Annotated in this window: 15 protein-coding genes and 2 tRNA genes; 7 read left to right on the forward strand and 10 right to left on the reverse strand. The window is 64.5% G+C overall.

From position 1 onward, the window contains the following. The first annotated feature begins 19 nt into the window (after positions 1-19). On the forward strand, positions 20-940 hold the full coding sequence (locus METLI_RS02020; protein ID WP_004037613.1) for a mechanosensitive ion channel family protein: 921 nt from the start codon (positions 20-22) through the stop codon (positions 938-940). Positions 941-967: 27 nt separating this feature from the next. On the opposite strand, the gene METLI_RS02025 is transcribed toward METLI_RS02020, so the two are convergent. The 3 genes from METLI_RS02025 to METLI_RS02035 form a co-directional block, all read right to left on the reverse strand. Next, complete coding sequence (locus METLI_RS02025; protein ID WP_004037615.1) at positions 968-1,438, reverse strand: hypothetical protein; 471 nt, start codon at positions 1,436-1,438, stop codon at positions 968-970. Between the two features lie 89 nt (positions 1,439-1,527). After that, positions 1,528-2,448 carry a class I SAM-dependent methyltransferase gene (locus tag METLI_RS02030; RefSeq protein ID WP_245529389.1) on the reverse strand — a complete coding sequence of 307 codons (921 nt, stop codon included), beginning with the start codon at positions 2,446-2,448 and terminating at the stop codon, positions 1,528-1,530. Beyond that, on the reverse strand, positions 2,414-3,280 hold the full coding sequence (locus METLI_RS02035; RefSeq protein WP_245529390.1) for a methyltransferase: 867 nt from the start codon (positions 3,278-3,280) through the stop codon (positions 2,414-2,416). Before METLI_RS02035 ends, METLI_RS02030 begins: the two co-directional genes overlap by 35 nt. Positions 3,281-3,535: 255 nt before the next feature. Between METLI_RS02035 and METLI_RS02040 the strand changes: the two genes are divergently transcribed. Next, a complete protein-coding gene (locus METLI_RS02040) occupies positions 3,536-5,260 on the forward strand; it encodes a PAS domain S-box protein (RefSeq protein ID WP_004037621.1) in 1,725 nt (574 codons plus the stop codon). 60 nt (positions 5,261-5,320) lie between these two features. On the opposite strand, the gene METLI_RS02045 is transcribed toward METLI_RS02040, so the two are convergent. The 3 genes from METLI_RS02045 to METLI_RS13595 form a co-directional block, all read right to left on the reverse strand. Beyond that, entirely contained in the window at positions 5,321-6,154 is an 834-nt protein-coding gene (locus tag METLI_RS02045; protein ID WP_004037623.1) for an META domain-containing protein, read from the reverse strand. A gap of 610 nt (positions 6,155-6,764) precedes the next feature. Continuing rightward, positions 6,765-6,849 (reverse strand) — tRNA-Ser (locus tag METLI_RS02050). A 98-nt stretch (positions 6,850-6,947) separates the two neighbouring features. Next, entirely contained in the window at positions 6,948-8,549 is a 1,602-nt protein-coding gene (locus METLI_RS13595; protein WP_004037625.1) for an RNA-guided pseudouridylation complex pseudouridine synthase subunit Cbf5, read from the reverse strand. Positions 8,550-8,637: 88 nt separating this feature from the next. Between METLI_RS13595 and METLI_RS02060 the strand changes: the two genes are divergently transcribed. Beyond that, positions 8,638-9,846 (forward strand): tripartite tricarboxylate transporter permease, encoded by a 1,209-nt coding sequence (locus tag METLI_RS02060; RefSeq protein WP_004037627.1) that lies wholly within the window; start codon positions 8,638-8,640, stop codon positions 9,844-9,846. On the opposite strand, the gene METLI_RS02065 is transcribed toward METLI_RS02060, so the two are convergent. Continuing rightward, complete coding sequence (locus tag METLI_RS02065) at positions 9,843-10,757, reverse strand: calcium/sodium antiporter (protein WP_004037629.1); 915 nt, start codon at positions 10,755-10,757, stop codon at positions 9,843-9,845. The two genes, METLI_RS02060 and METLI_RS02065, sit on opposite strands and share 4 nt — an antisense overlap. A 72-nt stretch (positions 10,758-10,829) precedes the next feature. Here METLI_RS02065 and METLI_RS02070 point away from each other — a divergent pair, with 72 nt between their 5' ends. From METLI_RS02070 to METLI_RS02080, 3 genes are read left to right on the forward strand one after another with little or no spacing between them, the layout of a single operon-like run. Beyond that, the gene (locus tag METLI_RS02070) at positions 10,830-11,675 is read left to right on the forward strand and encodes an NOP5/NOP56 family protein (protein ID WP_004037631.1); all 846 of its coding nucleotides are present in this window, start codon (positions 10,830-10,832) and stop codon (positions 11,673-11,675) included. Next, positions 11,672-12,277, forward strand: coding sequence for a fibrillarin-like rRNA/tRNA 2'-O-methyltransferase (locus METLI_RS02075; protein ID WP_004037633.1), 606 nt, complete (start codon positions 11,672-11,674; stop codon positions 12,275-12,277). Before METLI_RS02070 ends, METLI_RS02075 begins: the two co-directional genes overlap by 4 nt. 20 nt (positions 12,278-12,297) lie before the next feature. Then, positions 12,298-13,020: a DUF1614 domain-containing protein gene (locus tag METLI_RS02080; protein ID WP_004037648.1), complete on the forward strand. Its 723-nt coding sequence runs from the start codon at positions 12,298-12,300 to the stop codon at positions 13,018-13,020. A gap of 50 nt (positions 13,021-13,070) precedes the next feature. Here the strand turns inward: METLI_RS02080 and METLI_RS02085 are convergent, their stop codons facing one another. The 3 genes from METLI_RS02085 to METLI_RS02095 all read right to left on the reverse strand — a co-directional run bounded on the left by METLI_RS02085 (position 13,071) and on the right by METLI_RS02095 (position 14,818). Beyond that, on the reverse strand, positions 13,071-13,919 hold the full coding sequence (locus METLI_RS02085; protein WP_004037650.1) for a TIM barrel protein: 849 nt from the start codon (positions 13,917-13,919) through the stop codon (positions 13,071-13,073). 50 nt (positions 13,920-13,969) lie between these two features. Then, positions 13,970-14,042: transfer RNA gene (locus METLI_RS02090), tRNA-Gln, on the reverse strand. Positions 14,043-14,092: 50 nt separating this feature from the next. Then, positions 14,093-14,818: a thymidylate synthase gene (locus METLI_RS02095; protein ID WP_004037652.1), complete on the reverse strand. Its 726-nt coding sequence runs from the start codon at positions 14,816-14,818 to the stop codon at positions 14,093-14,095. A gap of 318 nt (positions 14,819-15,136) precedes the next feature. Between METLI_RS02095 and METLI_RS02100 the strand changes: the two genes are divergently transcribed. Continuing rightward, entirely contained in the window at positions 15,137-17,569 is a 2,433-nt protein-coding gene (locus METLI_RS02100) for an MEMAR_RS02690 family S-layer glycoprotein (RefSeq protein ID WP_004037654.1), read from the forward strand. The last annotated feature ends 754 nt before the right edge of the window (positions 17,570-18,323 follow it).

Consider the following 18,323-nt stretch of genomic DNA (forward strand, 5'->3'; position numbering starts at 1 on the left):
GGTGGACGGGGAATGGTTTATGAGTATCTGTGGCGACACCGATCCGATGGCAGACAACGGCGTGATGATCGGCGGCGTCCCCCTGGAGAACGTTCTCATCTTCATCCTCCTCTTTTTTGTATTCATCTTTGCCGGAAACCTCTGCTATGCCCTGGTCAGGCGAGCCCTGGACCCCGTACTCCCGCGCGGAAGCGCCAGGTTTTCCGCTGCCCTGGTCCAGTATGCCGTCATTTTCGCCGGGATCTATTTCAGCGCCCTCGTCATCCTCGATTTTGATCTGACGGCCTTCTCGGCAAGCCTGGGGATCCTCAGCATCGTCGTCGCCTTTTCCTCGGCCCAGATCATTCAGAACGTCCTGGCCGGGCTGCTCATTGCCGTGAACCGTCCGATCGGGCTCGAAGAGTGGATCGCCGTCGGCGGGGCGCCTGAGACCGGCATCGTCAGGGTCAAGGACATCGCCCTGACAACGACGACCCTGCGCGGCCAGAACGGGAGGCTGGTGACGATGCCGAATTCCGCCCTGCTCAACACGAAGATCGTCAACTACACACGCTCAGGGTTCATCAGGGTGCGCCTTGCCCTCGTTGTGCCGCGCACCATTCCGGTGGAGCGTGCGAGGGGTCTGGTGCTCGCCGCCGCAGACCGCGAGCCCGAGATCCTCCCGAATGTCTGGGGAGAGGAGAAAAGCCTCTTCGATTCCCTGCTCCAGCTCCCCTCGATGCGCCGGCTGTATGCGGAAACGGTCGATCTCTCGCTTCTCAGCCCGAAGGTGCTGGTCTCGGGCGCCGGCCCCGACACCCTGACCCTGAGCATCGGGTTCTGGATCCAGCGGATCGATCACCGGGACGAGATCGTCTCCTCGTTTCTCCTTGCGATCCTCTCCGCCCTCGAGGAGGATGGGATCACCGGGGTGCAGATCCGTGAAGATACATCGGCATAGGTATGCCCGGGATCCCGTTTTCGTCGGTCACTGCCCGGTCACGCACGCCTGTATGCGGCAGAAGGCCTCCTTCACCTGCGCCTCGTCACCGCTCCTGAGGGCGGACCTGAGGTCGGCGACGTCATAACCGCGGTCTTCAAGACCGGCGATCTGCCGCAGGACGCTGGCCGCGTTCCGGCGCATCCCCTCGCCGTGATCGGCCTCCCTGTTCTCCTCCACATACCGGACGATATGCTGCTCTCTGATCTCATCAGGTGCCGGCGTTTCGTCTCCCGGGGTCGTGATGCCGTCCACGACGATATCAGCCGGATGTGGGGTCGTATTCGTTGCTGCGAGACTGTCCTCATACGGCCGTGCGTCGTCGGCGGCGGCCGGGGACACCGTCAGCAGCAGGATACAGAACAGGGCGAGGGCAGCCTGAACGCTCCCCCGAAACCTCGTCCCCCACGCGGGCCGGGATGAGGCGTCTCTCTGTTTTTTTCTCCGCAGTTCTGACATGCTATAGCGTTTTTCCCGGTCATATGAACTTTTATCGAACCGATCGGTTCATTCCGGGAACCGGGCGCGGGGATCGTGCCTCCCCCGCCTCACTTCTTTTGCCAGCGTATCATCGCCTGCCGCCGCCGTTTCCGGTGGAGATACCCCCCGGCGCCGTCGGGCTCGAGCATTGCGGCGAAATGTTCGGCGACCGTCCCGAGGCTCTCTTCGGGGGCCTCGTGGAGCGTCGCCCACTCCTCTGCGGCCTCTTCGGGCGAGGCGTACCGGTTTGTCAGCACGGCCTCGTAGACCGTCACGTCGGCGTAGATCTCCCTGTCGTGGAGGATGTTTATGATGTAGGAGTAGTCCGGGTAGCCCACGTCCTCCCCCTCGCCGCCGAACACCGCCTGCCTGAGGGCGATCTCCGCCGGCGTGCGCCACTCTCCCGCGTGCCAGAAGAGGCAGACAGAGCGGCTGGCGGCGGCGTCGATCTTCTCCAGCGCCGCCCCGAGGTCGTAAAAGCCCAGGGAGTATGCGGCGACCACGACGTCGTGCTCCTCGACGTTCTCTCCGATCGCTGCATCCTCCCACCGCATCCTGATGCACGAGTAGTTCGTGAGCCCTTTTGCCGCCATGCCGGCCGCGAGCTTCTCAAGCATCCGCTCAGACGGGTCGAGGGCGGTCACGTGGGCGGCGACCTGTGCCATCGGGACGGCGAGGCGACCGGTTCCCGCACCCATATCGAGCACCCGGTCGCCCGGGAGGAGGGCCATCATCCCGACCTCCTGCGCCGCGATCGCCGCCTCGTCGTTCACCGCCCGTTCATAGGCGGCCGCTTTTTTGTCCCAGGCGCTGCCGGGGTCCAGATCTTTCTTTTTTCTGAGGGGTGAAGCGGCATAGACTGCCTTCCAGAGTTCGTTCCAGTCGATGATCCGGTGCATAGCGGTGGATGGGCCGCAGGGGTTGATAAGCGATATGGAGGGGCGGCGGTCTTCCTTAACCGGCGGCGATCCCCGGAGGCTCCTCGCCATCCCCTGCGACGGCCCTGAAAAAGGTGTAGGTGAAGGTCCCGTCCTCTTCTTCCGTTCTCCTGAGGGCCGCGATGCCGCGCTCCCACTCGCCGGGCGTCACCATTCCGGCGGCGAGCGCCCGCTCCCTGACCCCTTCGATCATCGCGATGAAGGTCTGTTCGGTGAACCCCTCGATGAGGTGGGGGGTCCCGGCATTGACGCAGACCGGAAGCGCCTCAACGCCGATATCGGCGAACCCCGCCTCCCTGAGGAGCGGGTAGAGGCGGCGCCCGATGCATGCGTCGCCCCCGTCCTCCGCCTGCAACTCGACGAGGCACCTGACGACCCGGTCGGCGTCAGGGCTCTGCGGGTAGGTGAGCGTCGATCCGTGGTCCCCTTCGATGACGGTGATCGTGCCGCCGGGCCGGAGTCTGCCGCGGAGGTGGTTGAGGGCGGCGACCGGGTCGGCCAGGTGTTCGAGGACGAAGCAGACGAAGATGTGGTCGAAGGATTCGGGGGGAAACGGCAGGGCCCCGATCTCGGCCCGGACGAAACAGGCCCTTTCCCGCCCGTCCTCGCCAGCCCGCTCCCGGGCACCCAGGACGGCTTCCGCGGAGATGTCGACCGAGACGAAGCGGGTTTGAGGGTTGTTTTTCAGGAGGATGGCGGTCTGCGCCCCTACCCCGCACCCGGCCTCAAGGACGCAGGAGCCCGGGGGGTACCGGACGGTTTCGTGCAGCAGCGTCTCCAGGGTCGAGGCCTGGTCGCTCAGACGGGTCTGTTCTTCGCGTGAATGTCCGTGCACATAGGCATGGCTGCCCGGTTGCCGCAGGGGTGTCATGGTAGTGTACATACCTGGTTGTTTCTGCACATATTTGTGCTCCTCTATTCGGGCCTCGCTCGCTGCGGCAGGACGGGTGCCGATCGCTCCTGAACGCCCGCCCCTCTCAATTTTCGATGAAAATAAAAAAGCAAAGAGTTTTTCATGGGGGAAAACCGAGCCATTGTACAGAAAATGCGTCGGTTTGCGAGAGTGAAGCGTTGTGGGGGCCAGGGCGGCGGTCTGCCGCAGAAAGAAACGCCTCCCGCCATCGTCGGGTGATCGGCCATGCCTGCGATACCCCCGGATGCACTCGCCGTTCTTGCCGGTTTCTGCCTTCTCTGCGCGCTCATCACCTGCGGGCTTGGCTTCTTCGTCTACGCGCAGAAGCCTGCATCGACGGTCCACCGCCTCTTCCTCGCCCTGATGCTCGCCGCCACCGCCTGGGCCCTCGGGGAGTTTTTCATCTGGCAGGCCGGCACCTATGACGGCGTTCTCTTCTGGTTGAAGGCGAGCTCGTTCTGGACCGTTGTCATCGCACTCACCGTCCATTTCGTCCTCGTTTTCACCGGCACCATGCCGCGGGGAGGCGTGCGCCGCCCTCTCCTCCTCGCAGCCCTCTATCTGCTGGCCGTCGCCTTCGCTCTCGTCGAGATCTTCACCGACTGGATCTATGTCGTCGCCTACGAGCCCGGGGTCGGGTATGTCTACCTCCCGGTGCAGGGGCATCCGGTCTACCTGCTTGAGACGGTCTGTGTCGTCCTCGTGATGCTCCAGGCGTCCTACGCCAGCTTCGCCTCCTGGGAGCGGGCGCCCCGCGAGAGGATCCGGCGCCAGAACCGGCTTGTCTGCGTCGGCCTCGCCACGGTCCTTATATTCGGCGCCCTATCCGGGGCGATCCTTCCGCTCTATGGCATCCATACCCCGAACCTCGTCTTCATCGGGCTTGTCATCTTCTCCCTGCTCATCGCCCATGCGATCCGCCGGTACGGGCTCTTCGCCCTGAGCCCTGAAACGGCGGTCCCGGAGATCCTCAGGACCATGCCCGACGGCGTGGTGCTGGCAGACCCTGACGGGCGGATCGTTGCGGCAAATGCATCTGCTTCAGGGATCTTCGGTGGTGCGGAGGCCGGTCTTCCGGGCCGGTCGGTCGGTTCGCTCATACCTGAGGAGGACTATCGCTCAATCAGGCAGGCCCTTGACGGGCAGGGGAGAGTATCGTATTCCGAGGCGCGGATCGGTCATGAGAACCCTCGCGTGGTCAGTATCGCGGGCTCGACGGTCAGGGACCGGGACGGGGAGCCGGCCGGCTTCGTCCTCATCGTCCGGGATATCACCGGCCGGAAGGCATCGGAGACCGCCCTCAGGATTGCGAACGAGAAGATCTCGATGCTCTCGCAGCTGACCAGGCACGATATCGGCAACCTCGTCACCGCCCTCTCCGGGTATCTCTCCTTCCTCGAAGAGGACCCAAACGGCCCGAACAGCGGGCGATATCTCTCGCTCTCGATCGATATCGTCCAGAAGATCGTGCGCCACCTCCAGTTCTCCCGGGAATACCAGGAGATCGGGTCGAATAAGCCTGTCTGGCAGCCCATCGCGCCGATGATCGAGCGTGCGGCTGAGGGCCTCCACCGGGATGGTGTCGAGATCGAGGTGCGGGTCGCCGGGGCGGAGATCTATGCGGATCCCCTCTCGGTTAAGGCGGTATATAACCTGCTGGAAAATGCGATCCGCCACGGCGAAACGCTCACGCGCCTCGTCGTCTCTACCGGGGAAAGGCCCGACGGCACGCTGGTGCTGGCTTTCGAGGACGACGGCGTGGGCGTCAGGGATGAGGAGAAGGAGCGGATCTTTCGGTACGGCTACGGGAACAACACCGGCTTCGGGCTGGCCTTCTCCCGCGATATACTCTCGGTCACCGGGATCGGGATCGCCGAGACCGGGAGGTTCGGGAAGGGGGCCAGGTTTGAGGTCCTGGTCCCGGGCCAGGCGTGGCGGCGCCTGGAATGAACCCTGTCCCGGTGCGGCGGGGGAATATGCCTCCCCTTAAACCGGATTCCGGCAGACCGCTCAGGGCTTTGCCCTGAAGGTGAGGGCCCGGACGCCGCTCTCGTCGAGGAGGTCGAGCCGGTCGCCTTCGATGGCGTACCTCTTCACGTCCCCGAGGAGGTTGAGGTACGTGGTCTCCTGCTCCATGATCCCGTCCGCGGTGCAATGCATCTTCGTCGACCCGATCTGGCCGATCGAGAGCGAGGCGCCCGAGAGGGTGCAGGTGGCGAAGTAGCGGTTGCACCCGGCCGAACCGGTGAGGTTCCCGTCCTCCCCGAAGACGGCGGTGATCATTGAGCCTGCGACGACCGAACTGACGGTGTCGCCGGCGTGGAGAGATTCAAGAGTCCAGGTTGTCCCGATGAGGGGTGCTGGCTCGGACGGTGTGGCCTTCTCGAATACGAGGGTGACGGTGCGGTTTATGTCCCTGAGGGTCAGGGTATCGCCCTCGATCGCAAAGGACGCCGCTGTGTCGAGGAGCCCGAGGTAGGCGCTCTCCTGCTCCATCACGCCGGGCGTCTCGCAATACATCAGCGTCGAGACGGCCGGGCCGATGGCGATCGCCGTGCCCGTTTCCGTGTACCGGGCAGAGTAGTGGTTGCACCCGGCCGAGCCCGAGAGGGTGGTGTTGTCGGTGAAGATCAGGGTGACCGTCGTTTCCTCGAGGGCATCCTTCATCGAACCGTCCTGTTCGTACGAGAGGAGGTTCCAGGCCGTGCCGTCCAGCACGGCCGTCGGAGCGGTGGCGTTGCCCTCCCCGCCTGGAGCCTGCCCGGTGCATCCGGCGGCAAGGAGGCAGGCGGCGAGGACGACGGCCGTCGCCGCGAGGGTCAGGGTGTATCTTCGTGGTCGCATGCTCAGGGATGGGCGGCGTGCAGAGATATAGGATCCCATGGCTGCGGGAATATTCGCAGTTATACGGGCCCTGAATTGCGATTCGTGGCCGATTTTTATTTTTCATGGGTGTGGGAGGCCGAGCGGGAGGATCAGGGGTTCGCGGGTCCGGGCGGTGGAGAGAGAGACGGTTGCCGGGACAGCAGTCGAAGACAGAGTCGGAAAAGAGCGGCTTTGTAGAAATCATCACTTTTCCGGATGCGAGCGTGATTCATTCGCTTTCCCCCCATCTTCGCGCCGGGGGTTGCACCCCCGGACCCCTGCATACGATTGCCCCGAATATGCGGGGACGGGAGGGGCGGAGCATCTGTCGATGAAAACTGATGGATCGGCGAGTCGGCATATTTTTCCCGTCCCCGCCCCAATCGCAGTTTTGCGGGGCACTGATCCCGCATCTGCTCCCGGAAACTGCCGGGGGAATGGCTTCGTCCAGACCATCCCGTAGCCTGGTTCCACGATAAAGGGAAGATCTATCATACCCTCACCGAAGCACCTTCCGGCGATCTCAATCGCTGTTGGAGGGGAGCTTTTCAACAAAGCCAAAAGAGCATACATTGAACATTTTTTAAAACGCTGAGGGGGAGATTTGAACTCCCGAGGGGCTCAACGCCCCACGGGCTTTCCAGGCCCGCGCCATACCACTAGACTACCTCAGCACTGCGCCTTTAACTATTCGCTTCCCCTTTTTTTAATCCTATCCCCGCGGCCGTGCCGGCAGGCCCCCTGCCGGTGGGAGTGCGGGCGGGCCAGACCCTCACGCTTTCTTCTGGCCGGTCTTCTTCGTCCAGCCACGGGGGTAGGTGCCTGCCGCCATCATCACGGCCTTCGGCGCGAGCACCAGCCCGGTATCGCCGGGTTTGTAGGCCTCTGCATCGACGAGCGCCTCGCCCAGGCAGACCAGTTCGTCTTTCTCTGAGAGCACCGCCACGAGATCCCCTTTACGGTACTTCGTCTTCGAGAGCACGCCGACCCCGGCGAGTTTCGCCCCGTGGCAGATGGCGTCGATCGCCGCGTCGCGCACCACGATCCTGGGCATCTCGCCGACGCCCAGCACCGGCGGGAGGATGATCCCGCTGAGGGCCGCCTCATCGCCCGCCGCCGCGGCGACGCAGGCGTCCCTGATCGCGTGGAGCGTCAGGGCCTTATCCTCGGTGAACAGGCCTGACCTCGTCCGCCTCAGTTCCTGCATATGAGCGCCGGTCCCCAGGGCGAGGCCGAGGTGGTGGCAGAGCGACCTGATATAGGTGCCCGCGTCGCAGACTACCCTGAAGAGCACGACCCGCCCGTCGACGTCGAGCACTTCGAGGTCGTGGATCTTCCTGATCCGCAGCGACCGCTTCACGGCGCTCCGCCGTGGCGGGCGCTGGTAAATCCGGCCGACGAACTCCCGTGCGGTCTCCTCGATCTGCGCACGGTCGGCGTCGCCGTGGATGCGCATGGCGCAGACGTACTCCTTCTGCTCCCGCAGGAGCACCGGGGCGAGGCGCACCGCCGGGCCGAACATCACCACGAGCACCCCTGAGACCTGCGGGTCCAGGGTGCCGGCGTGCCCGACCTGCACCCCGAGCATCTCGCCCACCCATGCGGCGACCTGGTGGCTCGACGGCCCACGCGGTTTGTCCACCACGACAAGCCCGGCCTGCGGCACGCCGGGCAGGTGTTCGGTCGCCGCTCTCTTCCCGCCCCTGAGGTCCAGGGCCGCAAGCGTCCCGGTAAGAGAACCGTCCCCGACGACATCGGGAACAACGCCCGCCGTCTCCATCGCCTGCGCCGTCACCCTCCCGATGGCGATGACGATCTGCCCCTCACGCCGCTCCCACCGCGCCGTGGTAAACGACGAAGCGCTGGTGAAGAGCACAGCGTCGGCGCGGCCGGTGTCGAGGGGTTCGCCCGAGGGCACCAGGTCGTAGACCTGGTACTCGCAGGCCTCTCCTCCGGCGTCCGCGATCGCCTGGAGGAGGGCCGGGTTCGGCACTGCCGCTCTCGGGATTCCGACTCGTTTGCCCTGCAGCCATGCCCCCATGTGCGGGGCGAAATCGGCCGAGTAATAGGTGGGCAGGGTCTCGGGCTCAAGGCCGCTCTCTTCGAGGGTTCTGGCCGTCTGCGGCCCGATGGCGACGATCCGGGCCGGGCGCGGGAGATGAAGGCGCGGGGCGACGACCGCCGCGGGCAGGGCGCTCGTGAAAAAGATGCCGTCGAAGGCCCCGGCGTTTGCGTCCTCTACAAACCGGCCGACGGCCTCTTCTCGGAGGTCGGCCCTGAGGGGCGAGACCGTATAGCAGGTATGGCCGAAGCGGGCGCAGACATCGGCGTCGTTCCCCGCCTTCTCTGCCAGGCGGGTGATCGCAATCAACATTGCTGGAATGTTCGGTGCGGGAGGGATATCACGGTTTCCCCCGGATCGATTGCGCAGCATATATATCGGGCCGGGCCGATCTTCCCGTGTGATCGTCCCCCTCATCGTCGGCACGCTTGCGGGCGTCGCCCTCGGGATCGTCAGCGGGCTCGTGCCCGGCGTGCACGCCAACACGATGGCCGGCCTCCTCCTCTCGGTCGCCCCCCTCCTGGTCGGGACCCTCGGCACCCCGGTGCTCGCCGCGGCGCTGGTGGCGGCCCTGATCACCCACACCTTCCTGGACTGCGTGCCGTCCACCTTTCTCGGGGTGCCCGACGCCGACACGGCAGTGATGGTCCTGCCGGCGCACGCCCTCTGCCTTGAGGGGCGGGGCGCCGAGGCGGTGCGGATCTCGGCCTTCGGCAGCGCCAGCGCCGTCGTATGGGCGCTCCCCTTCTGCCTCCTCTTTCTCGTCGCCCTCCCCGCCCTCCAGCCCGCGATCGACTGGGGGATCGGCCTCCTCCTCCTTGCGGTCGCCTGCTACCTCGTCGTCTTTTCGGAGTCGCCGGAATGGGCCGCCGGGGTCTTTCTCGTCTCCGGACTCCTGGGTCTCTTCACCTTCAGGTACGCTTTTCTCGCCTGGAACGGCGGCGACGCCGTGCTCATGCCCCTCCTCTCCGGGCTCTTCGGCGTCGCCGTCCTCCTCTCGGCCGCGGGCGGTGCGATGCCCCCGCAGAAGCAGGGTGGCGCCGTCCCCCTGACGCGTTCGTTCGTCCGCTGCTCGTGTGCGGGTTCGGTCGCCGGGGCCGTCGTCGGGTGGCTGCCCGGGCTCTCCAGCGCCACCGCAAACGCCGTCCTCGCCTCGGCGATCGACTACGGCGACGACCGCGCCGGGTTCATCCTGGCCACCAGCGCCGCAAACACGGCGAATGCCTTTCTCGGCCTCGCCGCCCTGTACGCCCTGGGGCGGATGCGCAACGGGGTGATGGTCGCCCTCGGCACCCTCGATCTCCCGCCGTTCTCGTTCCTTCTCTTCGCCGCCGTCCTCTCGGCGGCCGTCGCCTTCGGCGTCACCATGCTCTTCTCCGGGACGGCCGGCATCTTTGCCCGCGTCCCCCTCGGGCCGCTGAACGCTGTGGTGATCCTCTTCGTCACCCTCCTCTCGTTCATCCTCTGCGGCCCGTTCGGGCTCTTCATCCTCGCTGCGGCGACCCTGCTCGGCCGCGTCCCGGCGCTCGTCGAGGTCAGGCGCGTCTATTGCATGGGGGCGATCATGGTGCCGGTGATCCTCTCCTCGCTCGGGGTCCCGGTCCTCTAGATCATCCCGAAGATGAAGGCGATATACACCGCATAGGCCGCCATCAGGCCGACCGCCCAGAGCCGCGTCCAGCGGTCGCTGCCCAGGAAGAGGGGGATGACCGCCACGGAGAAGGCGGCGACGATCAGGGTGTCGGTGAGGTTTGCCACCGGCACCGGGCGGATCAGCGCCCCGATCCCCATCACGAAGAGGAGGTTGAAGATATTGCTCCCGAGCAGGTTTCCGACCGAGATCCCGTCCTCCCCTTTCATGATGGCGACGAGCGAGGTCGCCAGTTCGGGCAGGGAGGTCCCGACCGCCACGATCGAGAGACCGATGACGAAGGTGGGGATCTGGAAGAACCCGGCGATCGCCACCGCCCCGTCGATGACGAGCTGGGAACCGATCACCACGGCGGCAAGTCCGCCGACCGTGAGGAGGATATCCCGGCGGCCGTGGCTCCTGATCACGCCCTCCGCGATCGCCCCGCCGCCCCGCGTCATGATGAAGAGGATCACGGCAAAGGTGGCGAGCATCACGAGTCCGGCCGGGAGGTCGAGGACTCCGCGCAGGGCGCAGAGGCAGAAGACCCCGGTCGCCGCCAGCATGAGGGCGGTCTCGCGCAGGTTTGCCATGCCGCCGCTGACGAGCGCCGGCCTGATAAAGGCACAGAGGGCGAGCACGAGGGCGATATTTGCGATATTGCTCCCGAGGACGTTTCCAAGGGCGATTCCGGTGTCGTTTGCGATGACGGCGTTGACGCTCACCACGAATTCGGGAAGAGAGGTGCCGAATGCGATCACCGTGAAGCCGATGATCGCCGGGGAGACGCCGAACCGCGCCGCAAGACCGCCGCCGCCGCCGACGAAAAGGTCGGCGCCCTTGATGAGGAGGGCGATTCCTGCGAGAAACAGAATTACTTCGAGGATCATTGTGAGTTCCCGTTCTTATGGGGCTTCGCGCCTGATATGTTAATGCTCCCTGCGCCCCAACACCTACACACGATGGAGCGTTACTGGTTTGGGGAGATCGAAGGGGGGCAGTGCCGGCCTATCGCTGCCGATCCTGCGGCGGTTGCCCGCCGGCTTGAGGAGCTTAGGCCCTCCCTCCTGCGGCCCGACTGGACGCTGGCGCAGTCCTGCGGCGTGGTGGAGGACCGGGCCGGCTACATCGCCCTGCTCGGCCGCTCGTGCATCGAGCTGGCGCGGGCGCAGGTGGCGACCGAGCTCTCGGGTCCCGATGTCGAGCTCCTGCAGATGGTCAGGACGCTCGACGAGACCGATCATGTGGTCAACCTCCTGCTCGAACGCGCCGTCGACTGGCAGGCCGTCCTCGACCCGGGGTTCACGCGAAAGTACCGGCAGGGGGGCAAGGCGCTCGCCGGGCGGATCCGGCGGAGCCCGTCGCCGGCTCTCAGGCAGGTCGGCGCCGAGATCGAGAGCCTCGGGGAGATGCGGACGCGGCTGATGCGCGAGGTCTCCCGCCGGGCCGATCAGGTCATGCCCAATACGAGCGCCCTGGTCGGCGGGCTGGTGGCGGCGCGGCTGATGGCCGAGGCCGGGGGGCTTCTGGCGCTGGCCAGGATGCCGGCCGGGACGATCCAGGTGCTCGGAGCGCGGACGGCTCTGTTCTCGCATATCCGCGGCGGGGCGCCGTCCCCGAAGCACGGTGTGATCTTCCAGCACCGGCGGGTCCATAATGCGGGCAAAGAGGTGCGGGGCCGGGTGGCGCGGGTGCTGGCGGCGAAACTCGCGATTGCCGCACGGATCGACCTGTACCGCGGGGAGCTCGACCCTGCATTCATCGACCGGGCACAGGCGCGCATCGACGCCGCGGGGGTGGAGGGATGATCCGGATCGGCGGCGTCCTCGTCTCCCCGGGCGAGGGAGGCGTCTACGGCGAGCGGATGATCGGGAGCTACCGGGTCTGGGACCCCCGCCGCTCGAAGCTCGCCGCCCTCGCCCTGCTGGGAAGCGAGATCGATCTCGCCCCTGAAATGCGGGTGCTCTACCTGGGGGCGGCGAACGGCACCACCGTCTCCCATGTGGCCGACTATGTGGAGGTGGTCTATGCGGTCGAGTTCGCCCCGCGCCCGATGCAGGACCTCCTGGAGGTCTGCCGGAGGCGGCGAAACATCGTCCCGATCATGGCCGACGCCGGGCGGCCCGAGCGCTACGCCGGGATCGTGGAGGAGGTGGACCTGCTCTACATGGACGTGGCGCAGCCCGACCAGGCCGGGATCGCCCTGCGGAACCTCCGTTTCCTGCGGAAGGGCGGCACCCTCGTGCTGATGCTCAAGACGCGCAGCGTCGACGTCACGCAGAGCCCGCAGGACGTCCTCGAAGAGACGGTCCGCACCCTCACGGCCGGGGGGCTTTCTATCAGGGAAACCCGGTGGCTTGAGCCCTATCACCGGGACCATGCGGCGATCGTCTGCGAAGCCATCAAATAGAATCTCTCCCTCTCCTTTTCATGGGCAGATGCATCTTCAACCCGTTCAGCCTCATCATGATGGCGTTCCTCTTCGCCGTCCTCATATTTCTCATTCCGCTGCTGTTCCTGAGCGTCATCGGGGGGGCGTTTGCGAAACTCGGCTTTCAGCCGTGGACCGTTCTTTTGATCCTCCTCTTCACGCTCTTCGGCAGCCTCGTCAATATCCCGCTCACCACCGTCCAGAGCGGGCCGGTGCGGATGGAGAAGACCTATAATCCCTTTTACGGCTGGGTCTACCGCATCCCCGAGGTGGCGCCGGAGACGACGGTGGCGATCAACCTGGGCGGGGCGCTGATCCCCCTCTTGATCTCGCTCTACCTGATGGCCGAGTCGGTGATCCTCTCGGGCGGCTATACGATCCTGGCGCTGGCGCTCGTCGGCACCCTGGTCGTGACCCTGGTCACCAACCGGGTGGCGCGGCCGGTGCCTGGCCTCGGGATCGCCACGCCTTTCTTTGTGCCGCCGCTGGCCGCCCTGATCGTGGCGCTCATCCTCTCCGGGTTCGCCGGCGGATCAACGGTCGCCGTGATCGCCGCCCCGGTCATCGCCTATATCTCGGGCACGCTCGGGACGCTCATCGGCGCCGACCTCTTGAACCTCCGCCGTCTCGGCGAACTCGGGGCGCCGGTGGTGAGCATCGGGGGCGCCGGGACTTTCGACGGCGTGTTTCTCACCGGCGTGCTCGCTGCGTTTCTTGCGTGAGGCCGGGAAGGGCCGATTCTTTTTTCGGGCCGGGCGGGAACGCAGGTATCTTATAGGGCGCCCGCGCCCGGGGTGTTCCATCGCCTGAAGATGGTGTCGAAGACGGCCACCTGCCGGTCGTAGACCCGGGGATCGTTTTCTTTGTACTCGAGGCTGACGTGGGTGCCGGGGTGCGCGGCGATGAAGGGGACGATCACGCCGAAGTCGAGCCCTCCTTCAGGGTGGTCAATGAGGAGGTGTTCGTCGGTGATCGAGCCTCTCCTGCTGTTGGAGAGGTGGAAGAGCCTGAGGTCGAGGCCGCCGAAGGGGGCGAGGAGATCGGCGAAGGGGCGGGAGAGATAGTTTGCCGTGCAGAAGAGGTGCGGGAAGTCCAGGCAGAAGCCGCGGATGCGCCCGCCGCCGAGAGCGACGAGGTCCGCTGCCTCGTTGCCGAGGAGGGGGTAGTCGGCGTAGACCGAGGGGAGGTTTTCCAGGATGAAGCGGGGGTCGAAGTGGTCGTCCAAAAATGCGGCGAAGGTCGCCTCGGCCTCTTCCCGCCGGCCCGGGAGGTAGCGCCCCGTGTGGAGGACGATTTTATCGGCGCCGGTCCGGTCGGCCGCTTCGGCCGTCTGTGCGAGGGCCAGTTCGATCCAGGTTTCGATCTCTGCAGGGGAGCGATCGTCGTAGGCCGTCGGTGCGCAGGGGTTGACCCCGTGGGCGTGGTGCGGGGCGTGGATGACGACCTGCACCCCGGCGTCTGCGATCAGGTCGAGATGATCCCGGAACGACCGCTCATCCCCGGGGATGATCTGGACCTGGATGTGGTCGATCCTTCCTTCGTGATAGCGAGCGGCAAGGGCTGCAAAAGTCTCTTCGTCGTCGATGCGCACACCTGCGCCGATCCTGTACGGCCGGTCCATGATGATTATGTGGCCGCTGCTCGAGCATCAGTCTGTCGGAAAAGAAAGAGTAGCCCGGAGCAGATTCGAACTGCTGTCGGGGGATCCAGAGTCCCCCATGATTGACCGCTACACTACCGGGCTGTGTGCCTTAATCTGTTCGCTCTTCGGGGTTAAAAGGGTGACGGATTGCGTCAGACCTGGCGCGAGCGCGCACACCGTCCGCACGCCCGGCAGACCTCGGGGATCGGAGCGATCTCAGTGCCTTCTTTGCAGAACGGGGGGATGTCGTTTATGTCCCGCCGGTAATAGACGTGCGGCACCAGGGAGATGTGGGTATAGGCCCCACAGGGGATCTCGAGTTTGTCTGCAATCGCCTTTTGCAGGTGGGCGAGGGCGAACATGTTTGCGCCGGCGGCGCTGAGCATGTCGTTGCTCCTGAAGACCACCTTCATCTGGAGTTTGCCGTCGCGCACGACGCACTGGACGAGCTGGAGGCAGGGGCAGTCGTGGAGGGTCTCGTCCACCGGCGGGTTCCAGGTGATCGCAACGGCCCGCCGGCTCTCCGGGGCCTCGCGCAGTTTTTTGACGATGTATGCGATCTGGTCGGCATGGACCTCTGCACCGCCGCAGGTGAGCCCCTGCCCCCAGTCGAAGAGTCTGCCGTGGTAGTCGTACTCGAAGACCGAGTCCGAGCCGTGGAGGAGGGCGTCGGCGTAGGAGTCGAGGAACCGGCGCCCGAAGCGCGAGCGTCCGCTCGCCATTGGTTCGGCGAAGGGATCGTCCACCGTGATCGCCGTCTCTTCGAACTCCGCCGTCGCCTCGCCGTCCTCGGTGTCCAGGACATATCCCTTCTCCAGGATCATCTTCACCACCAGTTCGTGCGCCCGTCCGAGGGAGGGGGCCCTGATCACTCTCATGGAGAAGAATTGGCCGGGCCCGATAGATGAGTGTTTGCCCGTTTGTGGCGGTGGGGCGGGAAATGCCCGGAGATGGTCCGGCGCTGCCGTCCCTCCGTTTTCAAAAAATGGATATTATCCGGTGATATCGGATTTAGGGATGAATGCGGCGTCTGACGCCCCTCCCCCCGGCCGCGCAACCACAAAGGATATATTAAGTGTTACACTAATAATGTCGTATATTCCGGCAATCGGAGTATTGGGCATGGTGAATCCGTATTCGACATCTGTCGAAGGGGGCTCGTCTGCTCACCACGTTTACGTTAAAGGAGGAATTGAATGAAGAGTACATCTAAGATGATGGTTATCGCCGCAGTGCTGCTCCTTGCCGCTGCGATGCTGGTTATGCCGGCGTCCGCTGCAAGGGTTGTAGCGAACGGCGGAACCGTCTTTGACTATGAGACTGGTCTCGACCTCTCCGGCTTCGTGCCGGCCGCCGACCAGCTCGCAAAGTACACCGACGATGACCCGACCAAGGGTCAGATCTACTCGATCCCGCTCGGAACACCGAACAACCTCAACTTGATCGACGTTGACATGCAGGGCAACTATGGCACCTACTATGTCGTATCGAGCATTAACCCGGTGACGAAAACGGGAGACAAGATTTACATCCGCGACCCGAGCGTCGCCTTCAACATTGTTCTTGCGGCTGACGAATCTTCGTCCATCGCCGGCAAGACGGTGACCAAGACCACACCTGTCTACTTCAAGTTTACCGCTACTGAGGTCGGCACGTACCTCCCGACCGCCACCGTGAACGTCGAGATCGTCACCCCCGGCGGCGGTACTATCCGCCAGATCGGAGCGCAGAACTTCATGGGTCACATCCTGAGCGCCCCGACGACCTTCTGGGGAGCAAAGACCCCTATCGACATCAGCACCCTTGAGGCAGGCACCTACACCGCAAAGGCCGTCTGGGCTACCCCCACGGGCTTTGCCGACTACGCCACCGACTCGAGCTCCGTGAGCTTCACCGTCGCCTCGAAGGAGATCTCCATCGTTTCCAACAAGGAGAACGTTGTCAGGAACAACCCCTTCGTCGTGACCGTCACCGGTGACTCCAAGAAGGATTACTTCCTGTATATCAAGGACGCCAGCCTTGCAGCGGTCAACCAGTACCCGGCCATCAAGGTTGGTCAGCCTGGTGTGAGGATCATCGATGTTCCCTTTGTTGCTGCTGACACCACCCCTGCAGCTACCGTGGCATCTGTTACCCTCGTTAACAACGAGCGTGCAAAGATCGGCGGTGTACCCGTCGCCTCCACCGCAGCTGTTGTCAACACCAACGCCGGCGGCACCCGCTCTGTCGAGTTCGCCACCACTGCCACCACCGACGACAAGACCTTCACGATCAAGATCGTCGACCCGGCTGACTCCTCCAAGTACGATGAGGTGAAGGTCAAGATCGAAGAGGGCGAAGTCACCATCACCGCCGAGGGCGCAGGCTCCTACTACCTCGGTGAGGAAGTCAAGCTCTCCGGCACCAACACCGACAGCGACAACGTCTACCTCTTCATGACCGGTCCGAACCTCGGCACCGACCTGAACGGCGTTCAGCTGGACAACCTCGGCCTCGACGCCTCTGCCGGCAACTATGTTGTCCGCGCGGTCGAGTCCGACGACACCTGGGAATACCGCTGGGACACCGCGGCTCTTGCGAACACCGGCTCTATCCTTGACGCCGGCACCTACACGATCTACGCGACCAGCAACAACGTCGACAGCAACGCTCTCTTCGTCTCCAAGAACCGCCTGTCCGGCGTGAAGTACCAGACCTTCTCGGTCGTCTTCAAGGCGCCCTACCTCTCGCTCAACGACATCGGTGCCGTTGTTGCGAAGGGTGACAAGCTGAAGATCACCGGTATTGCGGAAGGCAAGCCCGACCAGGTCCGGATCTGGATCTTCGGCAAGAACTACCGCAACCTTGGCGCTACCGCCACCGTTGAGGACGATGGCTCCTTCGAGTACACCCTCGAGCGCGCCGACACCAAGGCCCTGGCCACCGGCCAGTACTTCGTCGTGGTCCAGCACCCGATGACCGACGGTATCTTCAACGTCATTCCGTTCCCGATTGCGGGCCAGCCCTTCAGGATCCAGAACGCTGACGGCAACTTCATCGACCTCGGCAGCCTCGCTGCCTCTGAAGCCGCCACCGCCCTTGTTGAGGCGCTCAACTCGCCGAACTGTGACGACACCTACCGCAAGGTTTCCTTCAACCTCGAAGAAGCCTGGATCAGGATCGACGCTATCGGCGACAAGGCCGTCGGCGACAAGTTCACGATCACCGGCACCACCAACCTCGCGGTCGGCAACGACCTTACCGTTGACGTGACCTCGGCGTCCTTCGCCGCCACCACCAAGGACCAGGCGACCTCGTTCTCCGGCGCCTCCGGTACCGTGGTTGTTGCTGAGGGCACCGACTACAACACCTGGTCATTCTCCGTTGACGCCTCTGGCTTCAAGGCAGACCAGTACTCCGTTGAAGTCGAGTCGATCGATGCCGACGTGACCACGACCACCACCTTCAACGTGCTCGAGGCCGTCGCCACCACCGTCCCCGCGACCACTGCACCCGTGACCACCGCTCCGGCGACCACCGTCCCGGCGACCACCGCTGCCACCACCCCGGTCTCTCAGCCCGGCTTTGGCGCGCTGATCTCCCTGGTCGGCCTCGGCGCTGTTGCGTTCCTGGTCATGCGCAGGAACTAATCCCCCTTTTTTTCTTGTAATTTTCCCGCGGTGCTGATTCTGGCCGCGTTTGTGTTGTGATTCTGTTTTTGTGCTCTGTTAGATCGGGCATGAGTCCGGGAAGGAGACTCAAGCATACCCCTGAACAGCGAAGCCCGCATCTGCCCGTGGGTTGCCACCTCCGGACCCCCGCATACGATTGCCGGGATATGGGCGAACGGTCGGGCAAGAGCCTCTGTCGATGAAAAATGATCGGTAGTCAGGCTGGTGTGGTGTGCCCTTCCCCGCCCCAATCGCAGTTATGAGGGTCGGCAGGCCCCCTGGCAGAGGCGTACCCTGAGATCCCATACGGTCACACAACGCCCGCACCGCGCCGGGTGTTCTTACCCCGGACCCCCGCGCGAGGATTGCTCCTGACATGCGGGGAAGGGGAGGGCAAATTATTTCTCGAAGAAAAATTATAGAGAGGGGTGGTGGTGTGTTTTACCTCTCCCCCCCATATCCAATGTTCGGGGGGACCGAGGGGCAGTATGCCCTCCGACACGGGCCTGCTCGATCTTCAGGGACCCTCACGTTCTCGGTTCGAAGATGCGATAATTACTCAGGGTGGAGAGGACACCGCGCCGGGGGCTCTTACCTCCGGACCCCTGCATACGATTGCCCCGAATATGCGGGGACGGGAGGGGTGGAGCATCTGTCGATGAAAACTGATGGATCGGCGAGTCGGCGTATTTTTCCTGTCCCCGCCCCAATCGCAGTTTTGCGGGGCACTGAT

This window comes from Methanofollis liminatans DSM 4140, from assembly GCF_000275865.1.
GTDB lineage: Archaea > Halobacteriota > Methanomicrobia > Methanomicrobiales > Methanofollaceae > Methanofollis > Methanofollis liminatans.